The sequence below is a fragment of the Segetibacter sp. 3557_3 genome (assembly GCF_004354985.1).
In the GTDB taxonomy this organism is placed as follows: Bacteria; Bacteroidota; Bacteroidia; order Chitinophagales; family Chitinophagaceae; genus Segetibacter.
Window position 1 is genome coordinate 1 of sequence record NZ_SMSK01000023.1, and the last position, 22013, is coordinate 22013.

General features: G+C 44.8%; 15 protein-coding genes. 10 read left to right on the forward strand and 5 right to left on the reverse strand.

Annotated elements, in window-relative coordinates:
• The 6 genes from EXU57_RS25845 to EXU57_RS22600 all read left to right on the forward strand — a co-directional run.
• Window positions 1-666 (forward strand): RHS repeat-associated core domain-containing protein (locus EXU57_RS25845; RefSeq protein WP_207955581.1); only part of this gene is annotated, 666 nt, incomplete at its 5' end.
• A 1-nt stretch (window position 667) separates the two neighbouring features.
• The gene (locus tag EXU57_RS22580) at window positions 668-1030 is read left to right on the forward strand and encodes a hypothetical protein (protein WP_133270538.1); all 363 of its coding nucleotides are present in this window, start codon (window positions 668-670) and stop codon (window positions 1028-1030) included.
• A gap of 1274 nt (window positions 1031-2304) precedes the next feature.
• Window positions 2305-4674: a DEAD/DEAH box helicase gene (locus tag EXU57_RS22585; protein ID WP_133270539.1), complete on the forward strand. Its 2370-nt coding sequence runs from the start codon at window positions 2305-2307 to the stop codon at window positions 4672-4674.
• Between the two features lie 475 nt (window positions 4675-5149).
• The gene (locus EXU57_RS22590) at window positions 5150-7009 is read left to right on the forward strand and encodes an ABC transporter ATP-binding protein (protein ID WP_165958247.1); all 1860 of its coding nucleotides are present in this window, start codon (window positions 5150-5152) and stop codon (window positions 7007-7009) included.
• Window positions 7010-7271: 262 nt separating this feature from the next.
• Window positions 7272-7835 (forward strand): DinB family protein, encoded by a 564-nt coding sequence (locus tag EXU57_RS22595; protein WP_133270540.1) that lies wholly within the window; start codon window positions 7272-7274, stop codon window positions 7833-7835.
• A gap of 512 nt (window positions 7836-8347) precedes the next feature.
• Entirely contained in the window at window positions 8348-9463 is a 1116-nt protein-coding gene (locus tag EXU57_RS22600; RefSeq protein ID WP_133270541.1) for a hypothetical protein, read from the forward strand.
• A gap of 178 nt (window positions 9464-9641) precedes the next feature.
• Here EXU57_RS22600 and EXU57_RS22605 read toward each other — a convergent pair whose 3' ends face one another.
• Window positions 9642-11018: a glycosyltransferase gene (locus tag EXU57_RS22605; protein ID WP_133270542.1), complete on the reverse strand. Its 1377-nt coding sequence runs from the start codon at window positions 11016-11018 to the stop codon at window positions 9642-9644.
• A 669-nt stretch (window positions 11019-11687) separates the two neighbouring features.
• A complete protein-coding gene (locus EXU57_RS22610; protein ID WP_133270543.1) occupies window positions 11688-12416 on the reverse strand; it encodes a DUF4230 domain-containing protein in 729 nt (242 codons plus the stop codon).
• A gap of 141 nt (window positions 12417-12557) precedes the next feature.
• Here EXU57_RS22610 and EXU57_RS22615 point away from each other — a divergent pair, with 141 nt between their 5' ends.
• The gene (locus EXU57_RS22615) at window positions 12558-13310 is read left to right on the forward strand and encodes a DUF3891 family protein (protein WP_133270544.1); all 753 of its coding nucleotides are present in this window, start codon (window positions 12558-12560) and stop codon (window positions 13308-13310) included.
• Window positions 13311-13435: 125 nt separating this feature from the next.
• Here the strand turns inward: EXU57_RS22615 and EXU57_RS25240 are convergent, their stop codons facing one another.
• Window positions 13436-13609, reverse strand: coding sequence for a hypothetical protein (locus EXU57_RS25240; RefSeq protein WP_165958249.1), 174 nt, complete (start codon window positions 13607-13609; stop codon window positions 13436-13438).
• 198 nt (window positions 13610-13807) lie between these two features.
• Between EXU57_RS25240 and EXU57_RS22620 the strand changes: the two genes are divergently transcribed.
• Window positions 13808-14149 carry a DUF6717 family protein gene (locus EXU57_RS22620; RefSeq protein WP_133270545.1) on the forward strand — a complete coding sequence of 114 codons (342 nt, stop codon included), beginning with the start codon at window positions 13808-13810 and terminating at the stop codon, window positions 14147-14149.
• A gap of 293 nt (window positions 14150-14442) precedes the next feature.
• Here EXU57_RS22620 and EXU57_RS25245 read toward each other — a convergent pair whose 3' ends face one another.
• Window positions 14443-15963: an META domain-containing protein gene (locus tag EXU57_RS25245; protein ID WP_165958250.1), complete on the reverse strand. Its 1521-nt coding sequence runs from the start codon at window positions 15961-15963 to the stop codon at window positions 14443-14445.
• A gap of 590 nt (window positions 15964-16553) precedes the next feature.
• The gene (locus EXU57_RS22640) at window positions 16554-17426 is read right to left on the reverse strand and encodes a serine hydrolase (RefSeq protein WP_133270548.1); all 873 of its coding nucleotides are present in this window, start codon (window positions 17424-17426) and stop codon (window positions 16554-16556) included.
• 196 nt (window positions 17427-17622) lie between these two features.
• Between EXU57_RS22640 and EXU57_RS22645 the strand changes: the two genes are divergently transcribed.
• The gene (locus EXU57_RS22645; RefSeq protein WP_243745695.1) at window positions 17623-18687 is read left to right on the forward strand and encodes an efflux RND transporter periplasmic adaptor subunit; all 1065 of its coding nucleotides are present in this window, start codon (window positions 17623-17625) and stop codon (window positions 18685-18687) included.
• Between the two features lie 197 nt (window positions 18688-18884).
• On the forward strand, window positions 18885-22004 hold the full coding sequence (locus EXU57_RS22650; protein ID WP_133270549.1) for an efflux RND transporter permease subunit: 3120 nt from the start codon (window positions 18885-18887) through the stop codon (window positions 22002-22004).
• Window positions 22005-22013 lie beyond the last annotated feature (9 nt).

Genomic DNA, 22013 nt, shown 5'->3' on the forward strand with positions numbered 1-22013 from the left:
ATTGAGGTGTATAATGGGGAGGGTGAGCGAACGTGGGCAGCGGAATACGACATCTATGGCCGGATCCGGACTCAGCTCGAGGGCAAAGCAGCAGATTGTCCCTTCCGCTACCAGGGACAATACGAGGATGAAGAAACCGGGTTATATTACAACCGCTTTCGCTACTACTCCCCCGATGAAGGCATCTACCTCAGCCAGGACCCTATCGGGCTTGCAGGTGGGATGCAGTTGTATGGATATGTGAAGGATGTGAACAGTGGGGTGGACGTGTGGGGGTTGAGTGAGTGTGCAAGAGTCGAATATATCAACTTAAAAAATCTTCGTTGGACTCAACGAACTGCCGGCGGGCGGGGGCGAGCAGATGTAATGAGAGCAAGCATGAAAGTTAATGGATACAAAGGTGACCCAATTGATGTAGTTGAAACACCCGTCGGACTTGTGACAGTTGATCATACTCGAGCTGCAGTCGCTCTCGAACTTGGCATCACCCAAATACCTGCACGAATTCATAAATTATCAGAGACCCTTCCATCAGAAATGGCCGGAAGGTTTGGAAATTCAAAAACATGGGGCGATGCGATAGCCTATCGGGCAAGCACACAAACGCCTCCACTACCTCCAACAGGAACCACAACTCCTCCAAAGCTTCCAAAACCCGTTATCTAAAATGGTAAACAAACAGATAATCTTACCTAAAAGCTACCACTGGATCATTAACAAACAACTAGTTGGGTTCAAAGCGTTTTCGCAACTTGAGCCTTGGTTTTTTCTTTTACCTGGCGATTGCTTTTGGGCGAATGAAAAATGGAGTAACTCCTCCCAAGAAAAATTGTTTGTTTTTGCGAAGCGCCAGGATAATGATGATCTCGCATGTTTCAAAGTCTTGGAAAACGGAGTTGTAGAGTCCGTTTATTTGATCCATGGTTGGACGTCAAGCGGGTTTGATATAATTGAGCGATTTGATAGTTTATGGGGATGGCTTCAACTTGTGGTAAAGGATATTGAAGAATGGATTGCAGAACTTGACTAGACTATGATCTTCCAGTCTTCATTGTTCGAGTGTATTCCTCGCAATGATCTCTAGATCAAAATGTTTCAACCGTTCCAATACCCAATACCTCAATACCTAATTCAATCCGCAAATACGTCATATGGCAATACCATCACCCAACTCCCGTCCCATCCGGTCATTCCAAAAACTTCAACGCTTATATACATACTATAACGCACCGTAGTTTTGTCCTATCCAATTACCCTATAGCCTTTCTGAAAAACCATATCCAACTATCTAAAACCACATGTTGCCTTTGCCGCTGAAAACCAATGGCAACCAAAACACAAAAGATTGATCCCGCCTAACCGCGGGATTTTTTTATTTACAACGGTAAGGCGCCAACCTTAGTCTCCTCGTAAGTATCTCAGGACATACGCATACGCAAATGCGTAATTCGACATCTGCAAATTGGATTACCCAATTAACTTCATTCAACCACCTCTGCGCATCCTCTCACTTCTCTGCGGTTCAATCTGCAAACCCACCAGTCCGCTCTCCCTTAATACCTCAATACCCAATACCTAAATACCTAACTCAATCCGCAATCCGCGAATCGTTTTCCCCCTTAATACCTCAGTACCCAATACCTCAATACCTCTCTCCACTCCGAAATACCTAATACGGCAATACCACCCAACTCCCGTCCCATCCGGTCATTCCAAAAACTTCAACGCTCATATACACACTACAATGCACCGTAGTTTTGTCCTATCCAATTACCCTATAGCCTTTCTGAAAAACCATATCCAACTATCTAAAACCACGTGTTGCCTTTGCCGCTGAAAACCAATGGCAACCAAAACACAAAAGATTGATCCCGCCTAACCGCGGGATTTTTTTATTTACAACGGTAAGCCGCCAACCTGAGTCTCCTCGTAAGTATCTCAGGACATACGCATACGCACATGCGTAATTCGACATCTGCAAATTGGATTACCCAATTAACTTCAATCAACCACCTCTGCGCATCCTCTCCTCTTCTCTGCGGTTCAATCTGCAAATCCACCAGTCCGCTCTCCCTTAATACCTCAATACCCAATACCTAAATACCTAACTCAATCCGCAATCCGCAATCCGCCATCCGCAAATCCGCCATCCGCAAATCTGCAATCATAAGACATCAAAATTGGTGGTTGCTGAAGGGTATAAACTCATTCTCATTTTATAACTTGTATACCGTTTCACGGTAATCTTCAACTATGATCACCAGTTGGTAATGTGTGCTGGTATCGTGTATCAATCAACGACAAATGACAGCCGACGAAATACGACATGTTTGCATAGAAAGCGCAAAGGCTTACTACGAGTATCTTCAAGAGAACGAAAAAGGGATGCAACAGGTCGATGTTTATGACTTACAATACTTACCCGATCCTGACGTCATAATCAAGCTTCGATTGTCAGCTAAGCTGTTTGATACCGAAACCATTAGTTTCAAGCTAAGCCACGCTAATAAAACTTATGGTATTGGACCCATTAAGGTAATTGAGTACGACGGCGACAAAAACATCCTCGTTATAAAACCAGCGGAAGAGCTTAAAGCTGAATTCGTTAATCTCAAAGCCAGAGATGTTAAGATCGTTTCTGACCTAAAGTTTCTTATAGAACGGGTAAAGAAGTGGTATGAGGTCAATGGTGCAGATCTGGCGCTACCTCAAAAAGCATCGAGGCTAAAAGAAAGCCTCGGCAATATCAAATACGTAGCAAAAAAACCATCTGCTGTTCAACAGGTTTCAATTAAAAATATTTTCACCAACCCATTCTCATATGTATGGGGCGCGCCGGGAACAGGTAAAACGCAATTTGTTTTATCATACGCATTACTGCACTATTTAAGCCACAGCAAAAGAGTAGCTATTCTCGCACCAACCAATAATGCAATAGAACAGGTTTTGAGAGGAGTGCTCGAGATGTCAGATTTAGCAGGTATACAACGCACCAGGTTTCTGCGCCTCGGAACGCCGTCAAAAACGTTTGCTGAGGAATATCCAGAAGTCTGCGAAGAAAAAAGTACACAGCGTAAGCTGACCACATTAGATAAACAAATCGGTATCGTTGAGCAAGCAATCAACCTGCTGACCCGGGTAAACCTGCTAAAACAAAGTACTTTTTACCTGTCTGAGATCGGCAAGCTCACTGTGCTTAAAAGTACGTTAGATATTATAAGCGAGAGGCTGGAAATCTCGGATGCTTATATCAGGGAAACAGAGCTTGAAATCAATAAAGTCGACAAAGAGCTCACAGCAATTCAAAGACAAATTCAATACGTCGATCATTCGGGATGGTCGCTGATGAAAACAATTAAGCAGTTGTTTGCGCCGTCGCGTTACACCCGGATCCCACTAGCAACGCTAAAAATCGAATATCTTAATGTTACAACTAAAAAAGAGCAGTTAGATGAATATTTAAATAACGGGTATAACAACAAGCTACAGTTAGACATAGAGAAACAGGACATCCGGCAAGCAATAGATCAGAAATTGCAGGCTATTCAAGAGTATATAAGTCTGCTCATGGCAGGTGCCGATGTGATACCGGAGATGACCCTGGAAAACATAGCGCCAATAAAGCAACAACTACAGCGGTTTGTTAATCAAGAAGCAGCATCCATCGCGGCAGACCAACACATATATGCTGAATACCGCCATTACACTGTTGAACAGCTAACGCAACAATTGGCAGATTTAAAGCAAACATACGATAGCATAAAGGAACTTTCTACCGAGGAGCGTATCAAATCAACCGATGTAATTGCATGTACATTAGACGGTTATATTGGAAGGTTCCTGGATAAGAAACTAAAGGTGGATCACTTCTTTTTAGATGAAGCGGGGTATGCTAACATGATAAAGGCGCTAACACTTTTTACCAACGACACTCCTGTAACGTTCCTGGGAGATCATAAACAATTGCCACCCGTTTGTGAGATAAATGACACAGACATACAACAAAACGAAAAACTTCACAACACTTTTTTGTGGTCTCAGTCCGCTATTCACCTCGAGTCTGTATTTCTTAAAAATTTAGATGCAGTTAGAAATGAGTACCTGCAAAATCAGCCTTGTACTCAAACCATCATGGTAAGGACGGCACTAAACTCAACTTTTCGTTTTGGACCTAATCTGGCTGCGGTACTCAGCAGGCACGTTTATGAAAATGACTTTATTTCGCAAGCCGGAAAAGACCAAACCTCCATAAGCGTTATAGATGCAAAAAAACAAGAAGGTGCTAAAAGCAGGATAAGTATCAATGAAGTTTACGCGATTAAAAAAATCACATCAGGATTAGATCACGACGACTATGTAATTCTTACCCCGTATTCCAAACAGTTGCAATTGCTGGGCGAATACCTACCTGATGACCGTAGCAATCTCAGGATATTAACCGTGCACGGATCCCAGGGAAGGGAATGGCGAACCGTCATACTAAGTGTGGTAGATACCTATGATAAATGGTTTGTAGACTCAACCTCGCCACGATCAAAGGGACTAAACCTGATTAATACGGCTGTTAGCCGAGCAAAAAAGGAGCTCATCATTGTTTGCGATAAAGCTTACTGGAAGTATCAGCCAACACAGCTGATAACAGATTTATTAAAAACCGCTGAGCAGTATGCATAAGTACCTGACGGCCCCACCAAATTACACTGCAGCAGTTTCTATCTGCAAACAAGAGACCAGGATCTAATCCGGGTTCCAATGCACGGCGAACGGTACCAGCTTCTATAAACAAAAATCCCGCAGTTACGCGGGACCAAGCTTTTTTCGTTTCGGTTGCTACCGGTTTTCAGCAGCAACATCAAAACAGTGGTTTTGAATAATTGGATATGGCTTTTCTAAAACGGCTAAAGAATAATTGGATGACACAAAATTATGGTTGCTTGCTCCACTCGCACAACTGCTGAGGTTTTTGAAATAACCGGATGGGACGGGAGTTGGTTAAGGTGTACGAAAATGCGGTGTTCAGGTAAGGGATCCGCAAATGCCGGCTATAAAAACCCCAAACGAAAGGCGATCTTCGCAATAGTGAAGAAGCCAAAACACAGCCACTACGCCCGCCAACCGGAAATCAGGATCAAAGTTGCTAATTTCACAGATGTCATTGTTTACGCGGTTATTTAAACGCACCACTACACCAATCACCAATAATGAGCAGCTGTCTTTTAAAGATCGCCTTGCAGCACTCAGAAACCTTCCGGCTTTTTTTAAGCTTGTCTGGCAAACCAGCAAGTGGATGACGATTGTAAATGCGCTCCTGCGGATTGTGCGCGCTGCCACCCCGCTTGCCATTTTATATGTTGGAAAACTCATTATTGATGAGGTGATTTCGCTGAGCCAAAACCCCGGGAGCGAGTCGCACCGCTATTTGTGGGAACTTCTTGCACTCGAGTTTGGACTTGCAATCGCATCCGACAGTCTTGCCCGCGCGATCACGCTGATGGATAGCCTGCTTGGCGACCTGTTTTCCAATCACTCCTCGATAAAGATCATGCGACATGCAGCCACCCTTGACCTCGACCAATTCGAGAATGCAGCATTTTACGACAAGCTGGAGCGGGCACGCCAACAGACCGTTGGGCGCACCATCCTGTTGTCGCAGGTGCTCGAGCAGGTGCAGGACCTCATTACAATGGGCTTCCTGGCTGCAGGGTTGCTGGTGTTTAATGTCTGGCTGATGGTACTGTTGCTGGTCGCAATCATTCCCGCCTTTTTGGGCGAAGCTTATTTCAACGACAAAACCTATGCACTCAGTCGCCGGCAAACCCCCGAAAAACGCGAGCTGGATTATGTGCGCTTTCTCGGTGCCAGCGACGAAACCGCTAAGGAGATAAAGGTTTTTGACCTGTCCGATTTCCTGATCCGCCGCTTCAAGACGTTGTCGGGAAAATTTTACCAGGACAATAAAAGCCTTGCCATCCGGCGATCGGTATGGGGCGCATTGCTGGCAATGCTGGGTAGTGCCGGTTATTACGGTGCTTATGTATTCATCATCGTTCGCGCCGTAAGCGGAACCATCACCATCGGAGATCTTACTTTTTTGGCGGGTTCTTTCCGGCAATTACGTGGGCTGCTTGAAGGAGTCCTCATCCGGTTTACCAGTGTTTCCCAGGGAGCCGTTTACCTTAGCGACTTTTTTGAATTCTTCGAAATCAAACCAAAGATCGTTGCTGCTGAAAATCCATTGCCCTTTCCGCGACCGATCAAACAAGGTTTCACTTTCGAAAATGTTGGATTTAAATATACAAATTCCGAGAAGTGGGCAAACCGGCATTTAAACTTCACCCTGCACCCTGGTGAAAAGATCGCACTCGTTGGCGAAAATGGTGCGGGCAAGACTACCCTGGTAAAGTTGCTCGCCCGGTTGTACGACCCCAGCGAGGGCAGGATACTGCTCGATGGCAAGGACCTTCGCGAATACAACCTTGAACAGCTACGGTTAAACATCGGCATCATTTTCCAGGATTATCTCCGGTTCCAGATGACAGCCTCGCAGAATATTGCCGTCGGTAATATTGCCGAACAGAACAACCGGCCCGAAATCGTGAGTGCTGCTAAACAAAGCCTTGCACATCCATTGATTGAAACCCTTCATGAAAAATATGATCAAATGCTTGGTCGGCGCTTTAAACAAGGGGTAGACCTTTCGGGCGGTGAGTGGCAAAAAATTGCCCTTGCACGCGCTTACCTTCGCGACGCCCAGCTGCTTATCCTCGACGAACCTACTGCCGCGCTTGATGCACGTGCAGAGTTTGAAGTGTTTCAACGGTTTGCCGAACTTACCAGGGGAAAAACCGCCGTGCTCATCTCGCACCGGTTCTCAACAGTGCGTATGGCCGATCGTATCCTGGTGCTGGAGAAAGGCCAGCTGATCGAACTGGGAAGTCATGAAGACTTGCTGGAACTTGACGGACGCTATGCGGAACTGTTTCATTTGCAGGCGGCCGGATACCGTTAACCGAAACGCAGATATACTCCACGTAACCCGTTTAGTGCTGGTAATGCTGCGTTAGCAACTTGGTTTGCTTCAACTTAACGGGGCTCCCGCTCAGCAACATGCGCTATCCTTCAAAAAGCAACGGAGCAATTCAACGCTAAATTCATTATCAGATTTCAGTGCTTACGCCTGATTAGCCTTTCGGCAGTCCTGCATGCATACTATTGTTGTTGAACATTGCATCCCAAGTTCAAAATTTGTATTTTGATCAAAAAAATCAATCATGCGTAGCATTCTTTATCCATTCACCCTGTCGGTTTTGATAGCTGTTTGTCCGTTAGAAAAAAGCTTTTCCCAAACAACTTTTCCGGGCGACTCCATTAAAGCAATCCTTGTGAAAGATTGGGAACGGGCAAAAGCCTATACTGCTGATTATATGAAAGCGATGCCGGCAGACAAATACAGCCTAAAGGCTAACGATAGTGTGCGCACTTTTGCCCAGCAACTGCTCCACATTGTGCAGGCCAACGCCTTCCTGGTATCGCTTGCAAAGGGCGAAAGTCCAAATTTCAGTGGCCGCCAACTTGAAAGAATTCAGTCTGCCCAATCGGCCGACTCGGTAATGTACTTTGTCAACCACTCCTATGACGATGCCATTGAGGCACTGAAGAAGACTACAACCGGCGATCTCATGAAAACGAACACCTTTACTATGGACAAGCCCTATACTGCCACCCGCCTGAGCTGGTTTATGAAGGCATTTGAACACCAGACACATCACCGCGGACAAACAACCATCTACCTGCGGGATGCAGGCGTTAAGCCGCCTGATGAAAGACTATTCTAACACAGTTAATGGTTTTGGTCGTTCCGATGAAGATGTGGAGTCCTGCACTCGACACCAGGCTTATATGCTTGGGTGTAAAATGTATGTTTAGCACAACATGCTATCAAGGTTTTTTTTTGGTGACCAGCAGCGATTCTGCGATTTGACGGCCGTTGCCACGCTCGGTTCAACGGCCGTTTCTTATGGCAGCAGGGAAGAAACACGACTTGGTTGTACAAGGTGTTCCGCCGCCACCTTGAATCTGGAAAACATCTGTTTTAAGAACAGCCAAGTAAGCAATTCAAACAAGGTGTGAATAATACCAGATCCCGATCTTATCAAACTTCGCAATGTCGTCAGCCCACGATACCAAGTCCGTTTTTAGCCCTTTAATTCATTTCTGGAATGTCTTGGAAATCCCGTGATCACGCTATCGTTAGCAGTGTAGTATAAGTGTTCAACAAATTCTTGCGCATATATCAATCCGGGCACAAAAGCAGAAATGGTAATTTCGATAAAAAGAGGAATAGCACATGGATGCTGATAAGACCCGTAAACCTGAGCCGCCGGCAGATAACGCATTGGTTATTGTTAAACAAAATGGTGAGTCACTTTCAAAGGAGCAACAGAATTTCAACCGGCTGATCAGGAAAATAGATGTGCTGCGCACCGAACTGGCTAAAGTAAAAAAGGACTTAAGTGACGGCCTCACTTTCTATGCTACCTATATCCATCCACTTGAACAACAACTGTTGGAGATGCAAAAGGAAGCTGTGCGCCTGCTGGTTCCTTTTACACGTTACACAAAATCGCTCTCCCGGCATGAAAAGGGAATGCTTAAAGACTTCCTCATTGATCAACTTGATCAAATCCAATTATTTGAGGAGAAATTGGATCCGGAACTCGGCCAGATATTTTATGAACTAAATGGATTTACAGACGACGACGCATTGCAGCTAAAGTTTGAACGCGTAAAGTCGGAAATCAGGTCTATGTTTCACAGGATGGGTTACGACGTAGACTTGCAGAAGTTACACAAAGACATGAGCGAAGAGGAGCTCATTGCAACGGTACGTGAAATACAGGAAAACGTTGAACAATCGGCGGGTGAACATCGCAGAACAAAAGCAAATGAGGCGCATACACAGCAAAAAAGAAAAGCAAGCCTTTTAAATCAATTAAGGACAACAAACCTTAGCGCCATGTACAAACAACTTGCAAAAATGCTACACCCGGATCTGGAACAGGATGAAGATCGCAAAGTGGAAAAGGAAACACTAATGAAGCAATTAACAACCGCTTATAACAACAACGATTTGCACACCATGCTTTCGCTTGAGATCACATGGATGGAAACGGCAAAGAAGCAAAACCCATCAGCAAGCCACCAAAAGATTAAGCTGTATAACCGTGCATTAAGAGAACAGGTAAAGGAACTTGAGAACGAACTGTACCAGGTTAAACAGCATCCAAGGTACCACCCGGTAATGCGGTATGAGCATACCAACGGCTTCGGAATAAATTTAAAAGCCACTAAACGTGCACTCGAAAGTAAATTAGGCGGCATGAGAGCAAGCGTTAAACAGCTGCAGGGCAAACAGGCTATGTTGGAGGTAAAAGCAATTCTCCTGGAACTGCTGTCAACCTAGGCTTTGAACGCCTTAAGTTTGCGTTTTCCTAATAAAAGCCTCCACTTGCAATAGCTCTACGGAGAGCAAGGGATTGATCAACCGAATTCCATACGTTGGCAATCAGTAAACAATTTGTTTATAAAAACGAAAAGGGCAGCCTCAACTGATGTGAGGCTGCCCTTTGTTAAAGTAGGCTCTAGTAAACCGATTGAGTGGATTTTTGCTGCAGGTGCGGCTTGCTTGCGGCAATTAATTCTTTAACCTTTGTGGCCGCCAGTTCGTTTGCATTATAGCGTCTGAATTCTTCCGCCAAACGGCTAACGTTGTTTTTGTATTCCGGGTTCCGGAAGATTTCATCTACCGCTTTTCTAAGTTGAAGTGGTATGGGTCTCTCCGTTTTTAAATTGATCCCCAACTTAAAGTAACCAACCCTTGCACATATTTCGCTTTTGCCTTCATGCACTCCTGCTACAACCATCGGCAGCTCGTTTTCAATTCCCAGTAATGTGCCACCATATCCGCCATTTGTAATATAAACGTCAACGTACGGCATTACTTCACTAAAAGGAATAAAGTCTTCGATGATCACATTTTCTTTCGCGTATTGAGCACGAAGTTCAGTTGTGCAGGAGCCCCCTGTTGCAACAATTACCAGTGCATCGGTGTACTTGAATGCCTCCAGGGTTGGCTTAATTAGCTTTGAAACATCTTTCTCCGCGGTTCCTTGTGTAACCAGGATTACCCTTTGATATTTATTTAAACGCTCATCAAACCACGGCTTCGAAGTGGCTGGAGCGGAATAAGGAAGCAGGGGACCCGCAAAGTGAACCTTTGGGTCCATGTCGCTACGTTGGTAATCAAAACCGGGGGTCGCGCTTTGCAGCAACAGCGAAGTTTTATCGAGGTTGTAATCGAAAACATTCTGGCCCTCGTAGCTCAAACCATAAGTTGAACAAAGTTTCTCCAGCACTTTATTCGATGGCTTAAACAGAATGTTTGCTGCAACCCAACGAAGGGCTGCTTGTTTTAACTTGCCAAGTGCAGTATAGGAGGGCACCATACCCAATCCATACGGTGGCAAATCCCTGGAGGTTCCCATCAGAGGAACAATACCTACAGCAATCGTAGGAATTTTCATTTTCTGTTCAACAAAAGCAATTGCAGTAAATGCACAATCTGCAATCATCAGGTCGAAAGGAAAAACCCGGTGGATGGCCTGGATGTCTTCGAAGTATTCAGGGGCACGTTCAATGAAAAAGTGAGCAAGGTCGAAATTGAGTTTTGCAACCATGCTCTTGGCTTTCATGCGTCCGGGAAAAAGTTCATTTACGTTTTCCGCGGTAACTTCAAGTGCTTTCACCAATGGATAATGTTGGATATCCAGCTTCTTTAATTTTCCTGCATATTCTCTTGAAGTATACCACCGGACGTCGTAACCGATGCTTTTAAGATGAACTGCAATAGCCGTTAGTGGGTTGAAGTGGCCATCGGCCGGAACACAGGCAAAAAGAATTCGTTTGCCGTTTGTGGTGCGTTTTATATCCGCTATTTGATCGTCGATAATGTTGTTCATGTTGTTTGTTTTAACCTGAACAAATCTATATCGACGTTTTATACACATTTATGTATTTGAGTTTATACTTACCAAATCGCTGTATGAATTGCACGAAAGCAGGGATTAATGGCGTAATTATAGGAGAGCTTGTTATGGATTGTTTGATTTCTTAAGTTTTCATGCGATTTAAAGTATTCCGGAAAGAAAAAGATCACACATTTATGTGATGTGCATGCTTAATAAATTTGATTAAACTAAACCAAACCGTTCTGTTGTTGGGGTTTTGATAAACAGCTTTTGTATCCGATTCAGCTATCTCTGCAAAGCAGTTTATGTTGAGCAAACTGTTCGGTTACTGTTTATGTAAACCACATAGGTTGGCTAATCCTTAAGGGACTTCGATATCGTTGGATTGGAATGTTTGGTATCATCTGCAGTATACATCGTCGGGCAGAAACCTCGCACCTACATCATCTACGGGAAAGGGTCTGCTAACTTGTATAAACACCCCCAACATGTGAATGCAATTACAAATGCAACTTTTCACAAACGCACTAAAATCGTTGTGTTCACGATGTTCGGTAATAAGCTACAGGATGAAATGAACTACAAGCGGGAGCTGGTAATAATCAATAGAGTCTCAATGGCAGGGTCAAGAGTTTTATTGCATTCAGAGAGTTAGATCAGTTAGGCCTGGGTCGTATTCGGTAGTGCCCTGATATCTGGTTCGGTAATCTTATAACCGTCTTCCAGTTGCCAATTTCTTGACTGTACAACTTCAGTAAGGATGGTGCGCATTTGATCTGCAGCAATCTTTGGCAAGTGGCTTTTTATCGCGGCCAGTTCAACCTGTTTTTTTCCGTTGGCCTGTATCCGGGTGAGGTCATCACGACTTAAAAGGTTAAAAATGCCTTCATCAAAATTGTAGTAAAGATAATCTGGTTCTATGCTTAGGATTTCCGGCTCGGGGAAGGAAACCATTTTGATTTTACAATTTTGCTCATCAACTTCCCATACACATTTCTGAAAGTCGTAACCAACTAAAACCTTCGCTTTTATAATCACCAATGCGCGCTTGGTTGAAGGAATAAATCCAAACACTTTTTTGGTTTCTTCAAAATTATACAGCTCATTAAAATGGCCTTCAGCAAATACAATTTTAAAAACTTTTCTCATGCTCTCTACAACCGTGTGGGAATTTTCTTTTACAACAGCCTGGTTGTTTTTACTGGCTAATTTCCAAACCAAAAACATAATAACCGCCCCAAGCAAAAGTCCGATGATTAATATGCCCATAGTATCTGGTGTGGTGTTTTGTTTACTCCCGCTGGTATAGATGAGGATGATGGCTACAACAATTAATATTGCAGCCCCGATCCATTTAAGGTTTTTAAAGTTCTTCGCTATGGAAAGCATGGGCAGTATATATCTTAATGATGCAATAACTAACCGGATACAAAACTGGTGCCCGCTACCGTAGCGCAGCTGGCACAATATTGATCTCAGAAATTAAGTCGGGAAAGTTTTTCTAATTCCGGCTTAGTAATATTCTGATATATGGTTGTAAACTATAAGAGTACTGGCTGGGAGGTTGTAACGCAAAGAGCACATGGCTTATTGGCTGCGCAAATTGCAATGCATTGGAAGCAAAAGGAGCGGCCGGAGCGATGGATGGAAACGCTGATCGCTATTGCCGATCACGATGAGGCAGAAGTTGAACTTGACGGCGAGAATTTGCTTACGGAAACAGGCGGACCTTTGAACTTTTCTATGAAGCAGTATGATCCCAAACATTGTGAACAGATGGCTATGCTTAGCATAACCAAAAGCCGTTATGTTGCCTTGCTGGTGTCGATACATATGGATTTCCTGTACCGGAAAGAAGCAGCAGAAAACAGCCAGCTACAAAAATTTCTCGAAGAACAACGAAAGCTGCAGGCCGGCTGGCGGAAAGAACTGGGGCTCCAAAAAGAAGAGGTGGAAAGGATCTATTACCTGCTGGAGTGGTGTGATGCGTTTTCGCTTTTGCTATGCCAGCAACAGGTTCAGCCTGAGCAAAGGGGTATTGAAATCAGTACTGGTCCCGATGGTAAAGTCTACCAGTTGTTCGAGCTTGAAAATGGTTCGCTGACGGTAGATCCATGGCCTTTTGAACCCAACGCTTTCCAGCTAACCTGCGAGTCACGCGAGATCAACCAACTGCAATTTGCTAGTTCTGCCGAATTTAGAGCATTATTTAATGCCGCAAAGGTGAAAGAACAAGTATGGCAAGTTGCGAAACAGGCGATAAGTAAGCCCTCGAAAGTTTAAGTACGCTGATACAAGTTATACGCACCACAGGCGTATCGGGCAAGTAGGGGCTGGCGGTACTTATAATTGTAAACTTGGGCTTCTATCTGTTAGTTGATTGATCGCCTGCATCGCAACAGAAGTATTTAATCACGTTCACTCATTGCTTCTTTCAGCTTTTGCTCGTTGTCAATATCTTCTTGTGAGATTGGTTTGTTGTTATTAGGCTCAAAAGGATTTTGTACCCGTTGAGGCTCCTGGTTTTGTGCCTGTTCATTTGACGTGTTACTTTGCTGTTGATCTTTGTTATCGTTGGTCATAAAGTTTTTTATACTGGCGGCAAATGTAATACCAGCTATAAGCCACAGCCAAGGCTTAAGCCGCCCTTGCTATTGTTGCTAAATCGTGACCACAACTCCCCATGTTCATGGTTGCTGACATCAGAATTGTGGCAATCCTGATGAGCTAACAATTGTGGAGGGCTGGCATTATTACTGCCCTTGCTCTTTTAAAAACGTATGCAAAACGCCATATTCTCCATTCGTCCCTACCGTTACCAAAACATGTGGGTCTTCGATGATGACCGGGTTGGTTTGGTTAAAGAACCCTTTGTAATGGGTATCCCCGAAATCATCAATAAAGCAGTGGCCCACCTCTCTAATCCTGAGTCGGGGTTTACTGTACTTTTTAACAATACCGGTTTGCCATCGGCTGATGTGATTTTGAATAAACTTGATATTGAGTCGGGCGGGACCTGGTACCAACAAGAGGGCACTGGTATGAAAGGGTGGTTATGTCCCGCGCTATTTAAGTATTATCCCGAGGCACCCGAAAAGCTATACATCAAGATTGCAGAATAGCGGGAATAAATGCTTAATAAATTGCAGTTTAGGAACGGAGAATTTTCAGCTAAATATTATGCGCTGGTTCCACAGTATTATCCCGTTCAACTCGAAAGTTTAGCTGCTATGAAAAACAATTGTTGAACGGAAGCGTCGCAAGGATGTCGCCTCAACGGTAAATAGCCGGCCACCAAAAACAAAAAGCTTTATTATTGATCGATCGATTTCTGATAAGCAAAATCGTAACGTATCGTAAAAGAAATAGCCGGCAATTTGCCGGCTATTTCTATATTCAAAAGATTAATAAGTGCTTATTTAGTGCTTTTACCAAACACAAGTAACACCTGGTCGCCTTGCTTTAAACGCAATTGGTTGTTGGTGACATCGTAGCTATCTGCACGACGTAAACGATCAAGGTAAGCTGCCTGGTCAAAACCACCATGAGACTGGATATTGGTTGATGGCATCAGTTCATTGAAATGTAGTGTATTGCCTTCAACTTTAATAGTGCCCATAATATTGTTATGACCTGTATAGCCAGTGAAGCTTCCATTTTCAATAAACATATTCAGTTTTGGCATCGCAAACGGATTGCCGTTAACTGCCATAAAGATATTTGAATTATCTACCGCTGTTCCGCTGGTGGTGTTTGCATCGGCGCCCATACCTGTAGAATTATTCGCCATATTGGTGCTTCCTGTTGAACCCATAGTGCTACCTGATCCTGTAGAACCTGTAGTTGAACCTGTTGAGCCCATAGTGCTACCTGATACTGTAGAACCTGTTGAACCCATAGTGCTACCTGATCCTATAGAACCTGTAGTTGAACCGGTTGAGCCCATTGTGCTACCTGATCCTGTAGAACCCGTAGTTGAACCTGTTGAGCCCATAGTGCTACCTGATCCTGTAGAACCGGTTGTTGAACCTGTTGAGCCCATTGTGCTACCTGATCCTGTAGAACCGGTTGCATCAGTAACGCCTGAGTTGTTTGACATTGATGATGAACCAGCTGCTCCGCGGGTACCTGTTGTTCCTGAACCTCTTCTGCCTTTAGTTTTGCTCGGTGTACTTGCTGCTGTTTCAGCCTCTGCAGCTGCCATTGCTGCTGCAACCTGGTTTAAGGAGTCTGTTATCCTGGCCATACTCTCATCGTAGCGCTTTTGTACTGCTTCTGCTGTCCAATAAGCCGCATAGCTAGCGGGATTGCTGGTATCGGCGATCCAGTTTGAAGCAACTTCGGGAGTTGGTACGAGTTCCCATTGACCAGCTGCTTCAGCATTAAAGTTTTTGTTTACGCGCCAGTCTGTGTTATAAGTCCATCCACCGGTTTTGATGAGTTCGGTTGGGGTTTTATACCTCTCAGGATTTTGCATGTAATTATTTGGATCGTATACATTGCTGAAACTTGATCCGGAAGAACGTGTTCCCGGGTTGTTATAAGATCCTGTAGTTCCGGAACCAGTGGTTCCCATTGAACCTGAACCAGTCATACTTCCGGAAGCGCCTGTGGAGCCTGAGCCAGTTGAAGTTGAGCCCATTGCACCAGAGCCACTTGCTGAAGAACCGGTTCCAGTTGTTGTACCGGTAGAACCTGTAGTTCCCATTGATCCTGAAGCCGTCGATCCGGAACCCGTCGTTCCTGAACCGGTAGATCCCATAGAACCGGAAGCTGAACCTGAAGTTCCTGTTGAGGTGCCTGAAGAATTGGTGCTGGTTGTACCTGTAGTAGATTGGGTATCAGTTCCTGACCCCGATGTACGCGTACTGTTCCGTGAGGTACTGCAATTGGTCAAGATGATAGCCAACGGCAGCACTAATAGTATTCTTTTCATAATGTAGTGTTTTAACTTGTCATTACTATAATAATGCCACAACATTTTATGTTGCATGATCTCCGGCCGTTACCAGCGGTAAACACACTCAATTAATTAGCGCTGCTTACTTAAGCTTACATAACGAAAAGCTGGAATTACATTCTGGCAATAGATGCGAAACAGGGTTGAATGCGGGGAGGGCTGTATCGATATGCTCACCATGCTCTTCGAAACCTTGCAAAATGCATAAGGCACCATCGGTCAAGTGCTTAGCTCGCCATCAATCAGCAAAAGAGGGGTAAATAGAAGTTAGCTTTTATGCAATTGATCATCGACAAGACTGCCTCCGGGCTTTGCGAGGTCCCCCATCAGAACAAATTATTTTAAACAGGCGGGAGAGATTCGGATTACATTTATAAGCATAATGCCGGCAGGATTATTAAAGCATTTTTTAATGCATGAAACTACGGATGCCCGGAGCTTGGTTTTTTAATCTGGGCTTGCACAGGGCATGCAATTGGTATAGGTGCAAGAATCCAGGCAGGCAAAAGAGGGTTTTCGGGCGATAAAGAACTAAACCAATCCAACTCCATTTAAGGCCTATGGTTTTAATTGTGTTCCCATAACAACTTGCTGATCTTACGGGTAAGTACCCAGGCTTCATTGTTCTCATTCCAGCTTTCGTCGTTATTATTTTGGGTGCACACGCAGAACACATAACGTCGTCCGCGACCGTTTACAAACAATACTTCGCTTCGGGATTTGTTAACCGCACCATTTTTACTTGCCACAAATACATCTGCCGGTACCTGTGCAATAGCATTGTCGTCCCAAAAATTCCGACCAAGCAGTCGCAGCATGCGCTGGCTAAGGCTGTCGCTGATAATTTCTCCTTTCACGATCCGTTCCATGATTGTAGCCATTTCTTTGGGCGTGGTTTGCCCCCAGCCGTAGACACTCCGGATGGACTCTCTGCCGGGGGTGCGACTATTTACCCGTGTTTCCTTAAAGCCCAAACTATCGATTAGGTTGTTGATCCGGCTGCCGGTTCCGGCCAGGTTTTGCAGCCATAAACTGGCCGTATTATCACTGGTGGTAAGCATAAGCATGATTACTTTGCCCAGTTCGATTTTTTCGCCGCTCTTAAAGGATCCGAGAATATCAGAACCTGCATACAACAGGCTATCATGATAAATGATTTCCTGGTTGTATTTAAGTTCACCCCTATTCAACTTATCCATTATCCCGATTAAAATGGGAACCTTAACCATGCTAGCAGTTGAGAATACGGTATCCTGGCTGATGCCTACGATCCTGTTTCGCTTAAGGTCATGCACATAAATCCCAAGCTGCCCGTTAAACCCGGTAATTAACTGATTTAGTTTCCGCTCCAGTTTTCGATCGGTTCGCTGGCCCATTGCAGGCTTTATTACCGAAAAGGCGAAAACCGCTATGATGATACTCCGGAATAGTAGATACATCGGTGTTAAGGTATTTTTAAAACCGAATTTAGTTTGTCCGCCCCTTACAAGCCGAAAATTCTGTTTGCCGAAAAAACGATTGTCCTCACCGACAGTCGGTAAACATTCGCTCAACATTGGGTGCATTGGGAAGGTAACACGGCCCCTATTTGAACAATCAAGCCCTTATTCTGTCTATCTTTAAGCCCTAATTAATATGAATCCATTGATAAAGCAACTGTTCCCGGCTGTGGTTTTTGCCGCCTCCTTAATGATGTCCTGTAAAAGTCAAAAAGAAGAGCCCAAAAGAAACCAGGGACAAGGCCCGACAACAGTTGACGTGATTATCGTTGCTGCTAATACAATCCCAAACATCATCGAGGCAAACGGAACTGTGGTTGCAGGGGAGTTTGTTGAAGTTCGGCCGGAAATCAGTGGCCGACTCACTTTTTTGAATGTTAGAGAAGGTGCCGCGGTTACAAAAGGAAGTGTAATCGCAAAAATCAATGATGCCGACCTAAGGGCACAGTTAAACAAAATCAAAGTTCAGCTTTCACTAGCTGAAACAACGGTTGAACGCTACAAGAAGCTACTGGACATCCAGGGAATAAACAGGTCGGATTACGACATCGCGCTTAACCAGGTCAACAGTTTTCGGGCTGATTTATCCATTATCCAGGCGGATCTCGCAAAGACGGTAATCCGGGCGCCATTTACCGGGGTGGTCGGTTTACGGCAGGTGAGCACCGGAGCTTATGTATCACCACAAACCATATTGGCGACACTTCAGCAAATGCAAAATGGCAGGGTTGATTTTACTATGCCTGAGACCTATTCAAATATATTAAAGCGCGGTAATACAATCCGTATAGAAACTGATGCCACAGATACCGTGAAGAAAACCGCCACTGTTATTGCTGTAGAACCACAGATTAGTACAGCCACCCGTAATGTCATTGTTCGTGCCCGCTTAAAGGATAGCAAGGGGATCAACCCCGGCAGCTTTGTTAAAGTGTACGTAGATGCAGGCGCCGAAGATGGAATAATGATCCCTGCAAACGCCATTATTCCTGATGCGCGGGCAAAGCAGGTGGTTGTTGTAAAGGGTGGGAAAGCAAAATTCATTGATATCCAAACAGGTATACGCCAGGAGGGTGCAGTTCAGGTGCAAAAGGGGTTAAACCCCGGTGATTCTGTAGTTGTAAGCGGGGTGTTATTCGCCCGGCCTGACCAGCCTGTAAAGGTGAGAAGTGTTAAAAACCTGGATGACCTGTTAAAGTAAGCATTCTAAAATTTGTATGTGCGGAGATAGCTGCCGTCTCGTGCCGGATTCGGTTCTTTTCATCCGGTCTTTGCTATTGTACTAACCATCACCCCATCTGCAGATTGGGCCGGTTTGCAATCCTCCATTTCAAGTAGGCAACAATCCCCCTTTGGTATAGCGTGAACTAAACTAATAACCAGAAGAGCAAAACTTGTATGAATATATCAGAACTATCCTTGAGGCGACCAGTACTTGCGACTGTTATAAATATAATGATCGTGCTTTTTGGCGTGGTTGGATTTACGTTTCTCAGCGTACGGGAGTACCCTGCAATTGATCCGCCAATTGTAAACGTAAGGGCTTCGTACACGGGTGCAAATGCCGATATTATCGAGACCCAGATTACGGAACCACTCGAAAAAGCCGTAAACGGTATTCCAGGTATCAAAAGCATTACCTCGTCGAGTACGGCAGGGGGAAGTAATATTACGGTAGAGTTCGAATTGAACGTACCGTTAGAAGAGGCTGCAAACGACGTACGCGACAAAGTGAGCCAGGCTTCGCGCAGTCTCCCACAGGATATTGATGCTCCCCCGATTGTAACCAAGGCGGATGCAAACAGCGAATTTATTATTCTACTGGCTGTGCAAAGTCGCACAAAGGGTCTTTTAGAACTTAGCGATTACGCTGAGAACGTGTTGCTGGAAAGGTTTCAAACAATTAATGAAGTAAGTGCGGTAAACATGTTCGGGCAGAAGCGCTATGCAATGCGTATATGGCTACAGCCGGATAAATTATCAAGCTACAACATTTCGTTCACCGAGGTGCAAAACGCATTAAATCGCGAAAACGTAGAGCTACCTGCCGGTAAAATCTCCGGTAGTAACACCGAATTAATTATCAGAACGCTGGGAAGGCTTACTACCGAAAAGGATTTCAACAACCTGATTGTGCGACAGGATTCCGCAGGAATCGTTCGCCTTATGGATGTAGCTAAAGTTGAACTTGGACCTGAAAACGAGGAGTCAAGCTGGAGATACAATGGGGTTAATGCCGTTGGTATGGCCATCATCCCTCAGCCCGGTGCCAACTACATCAACATCTCAAACGAATTTAACAAGCGGCTTGAATCCATAAAGGCAGCTGAAAAGTCGGACATTGAGATGAACGTTTTGGTGGACACAACCCGGAACGTAAGGAAGTCGTTGCACGAGGTACAGGAAACACTCCTGATTTCACTGGGGCTGGTGATCCTGGTAATCTTTTTCTTTTTCCGGAACTGGCTCATCGCTATCAGGCCCCTGATCGACATTCCCATCTCATTGGTATCCTGCTTTTTTATCATGTACATCGCCGGCTTCTCCATTAATGTACTTACCCTGCTCGCGATTGTGCTGGCGACAGGGCTCGTTGTGGATGATGGTATAGTTGTGACCGAAAATATATTTAGAAAGCTGGAAGAAGGAATGTCGGTAAGAAAAGCCGCCCTGGTAGGTAGTCGCGAAATATTCTTTGCGGTAATCTCCACGTCTATCACGCTGGCCGTTGTTTTCCTGCCGGTGATTTTCCTGCAAGGGTTTGTTGGCCGGCTGTTCCGGGAATTTGGTGTGGTGGTTGCCGGTGCGGTGCTGGTTTCTGCCCTCGTTTCGCTAACATTAACCCCCGTGCTAAACGTGGTCATGACAAAAAAGAACTCGGGTCATGGAAAGTTTTACGAGCGAACCGAGCCTTTTTTCCAGAGAATGGAAAACGGTTATAAAAATATGTTGACGCGTTTTTTACGTGTTCGTTGGATAGCATGGGTGTTGGTTATTGTTTGCGGAGGCCTCATTTACCTGATCGGTTCCAATATTCAAAACGAGATTGCGCCACTTGAAGACAAAAGCAACATCCGCCTGAACATTACCGGACCGGAAGGTGCCAGCTATGATTACATGACCAAAGTAGGAGGGGAGCTGGTTAACTTCCTTTACGACTCTATTCCCGAGCGGGACTACGTTTTTGGTGCTATTCCGGGGTTTGGTGGGGGCGGTTCTAATTCAGGAAGCTTGAGGCTTGCCCTGATTGATCCGGCTGATCGAAAGCGAAGTCAATCCGAAATTGCGAAAGATCTTCAGAAGAAACTTGTTCGCTTCAATAACGCCCGGATGTTCCCTATCGAGGAACAAACCATTTCTGTTGGCGGTGGACGGGGCTCGCTACCGGTTCAGTTCATCATTCAGAACCTGAATTTCGAAAAAATAAAGGAGGTTATTCCTACTTTCCTGGAAGAAGCCAGAAAAGATAAAACCTTCTCTAACGTCGACGTCAACCTGAAGTTTAATAAGCCCGAACTACAATTGGAAATTGACCGCATTAAAGCCAAAGACCTTGGCCTATCGATTAGTGATATCGGTGGTGCGGTGCAGAGCGCTTTTAGTGGACGCAGGGCTGGTTACTTCACCATGAACGGCCGGCAATACGAAGTGATCTCGCAGGTAGAAAGAAGAGATCGTAATGAACCACTCGACATCAGCAATATCTATGTGCGTAATGCCAATGGTGAAAACATTTCGCTGAGTTCAGTTGTGAGTATGATCGAGACCAGTAACCCACCGACCTTGTTCCACTTCAATCGTTTTAAATCTGCAACGATGCAGGCTTCGCTTGCCGAAGGCAAAACCATCGGCGACGGGGTTAAAGCCATGCAGGCGATAGCCGCCAGGCTGCTTGATGAGAGCTTCCAAACCTCGCTTAGCGGTCCATCGAGGGACTATGCGGAAAGTTCTTCAAATACGGCGTTTGCTTTTGGACTTGCACTTGTGTTGATCTACCTGGTACTTGCGGCACAATTTGAAAGTTTCACCGATCCGTTTATCATCATGGTTACCGTACCGCTGGCATTGGCGGGTGCCTTGCTTAGCCTCTGGCTGTTTGGTCAAACCCTGAACATTTTCTCCCAGATCGGTATGATCATGTTAATTGGGCTGGTAACTAAAAACGGGATATTGATCGTAGAATTTGCCAACCAAAAGAGGGAGGCCGGCATACCAAAAGTTCAGGCTGTGCTGGAAGCATCAGCTCAGCGTTTGCGTCCTATATTAATGACCAGTCTGGCTACAGCGCTTGGTGCGTTACCGATCGCACTAAGTCTTGGTGCCGCTTCTACCAGCCGTATCCCACTGGGAATTGTAGTTGTAGGTGGCATTTTGTTTTCGCTCTTGCTTACTTTGCTCGTAATTCCTGCGATCTATACATTTATGTCGGGTAAGCATAAGAAAGACACCAACAAGGAATATGATGAAGTGCATCGTCAGGAGAAATTAGAGGAAGAAAAATTATTAGAAACTGTTTAACTGGACGAA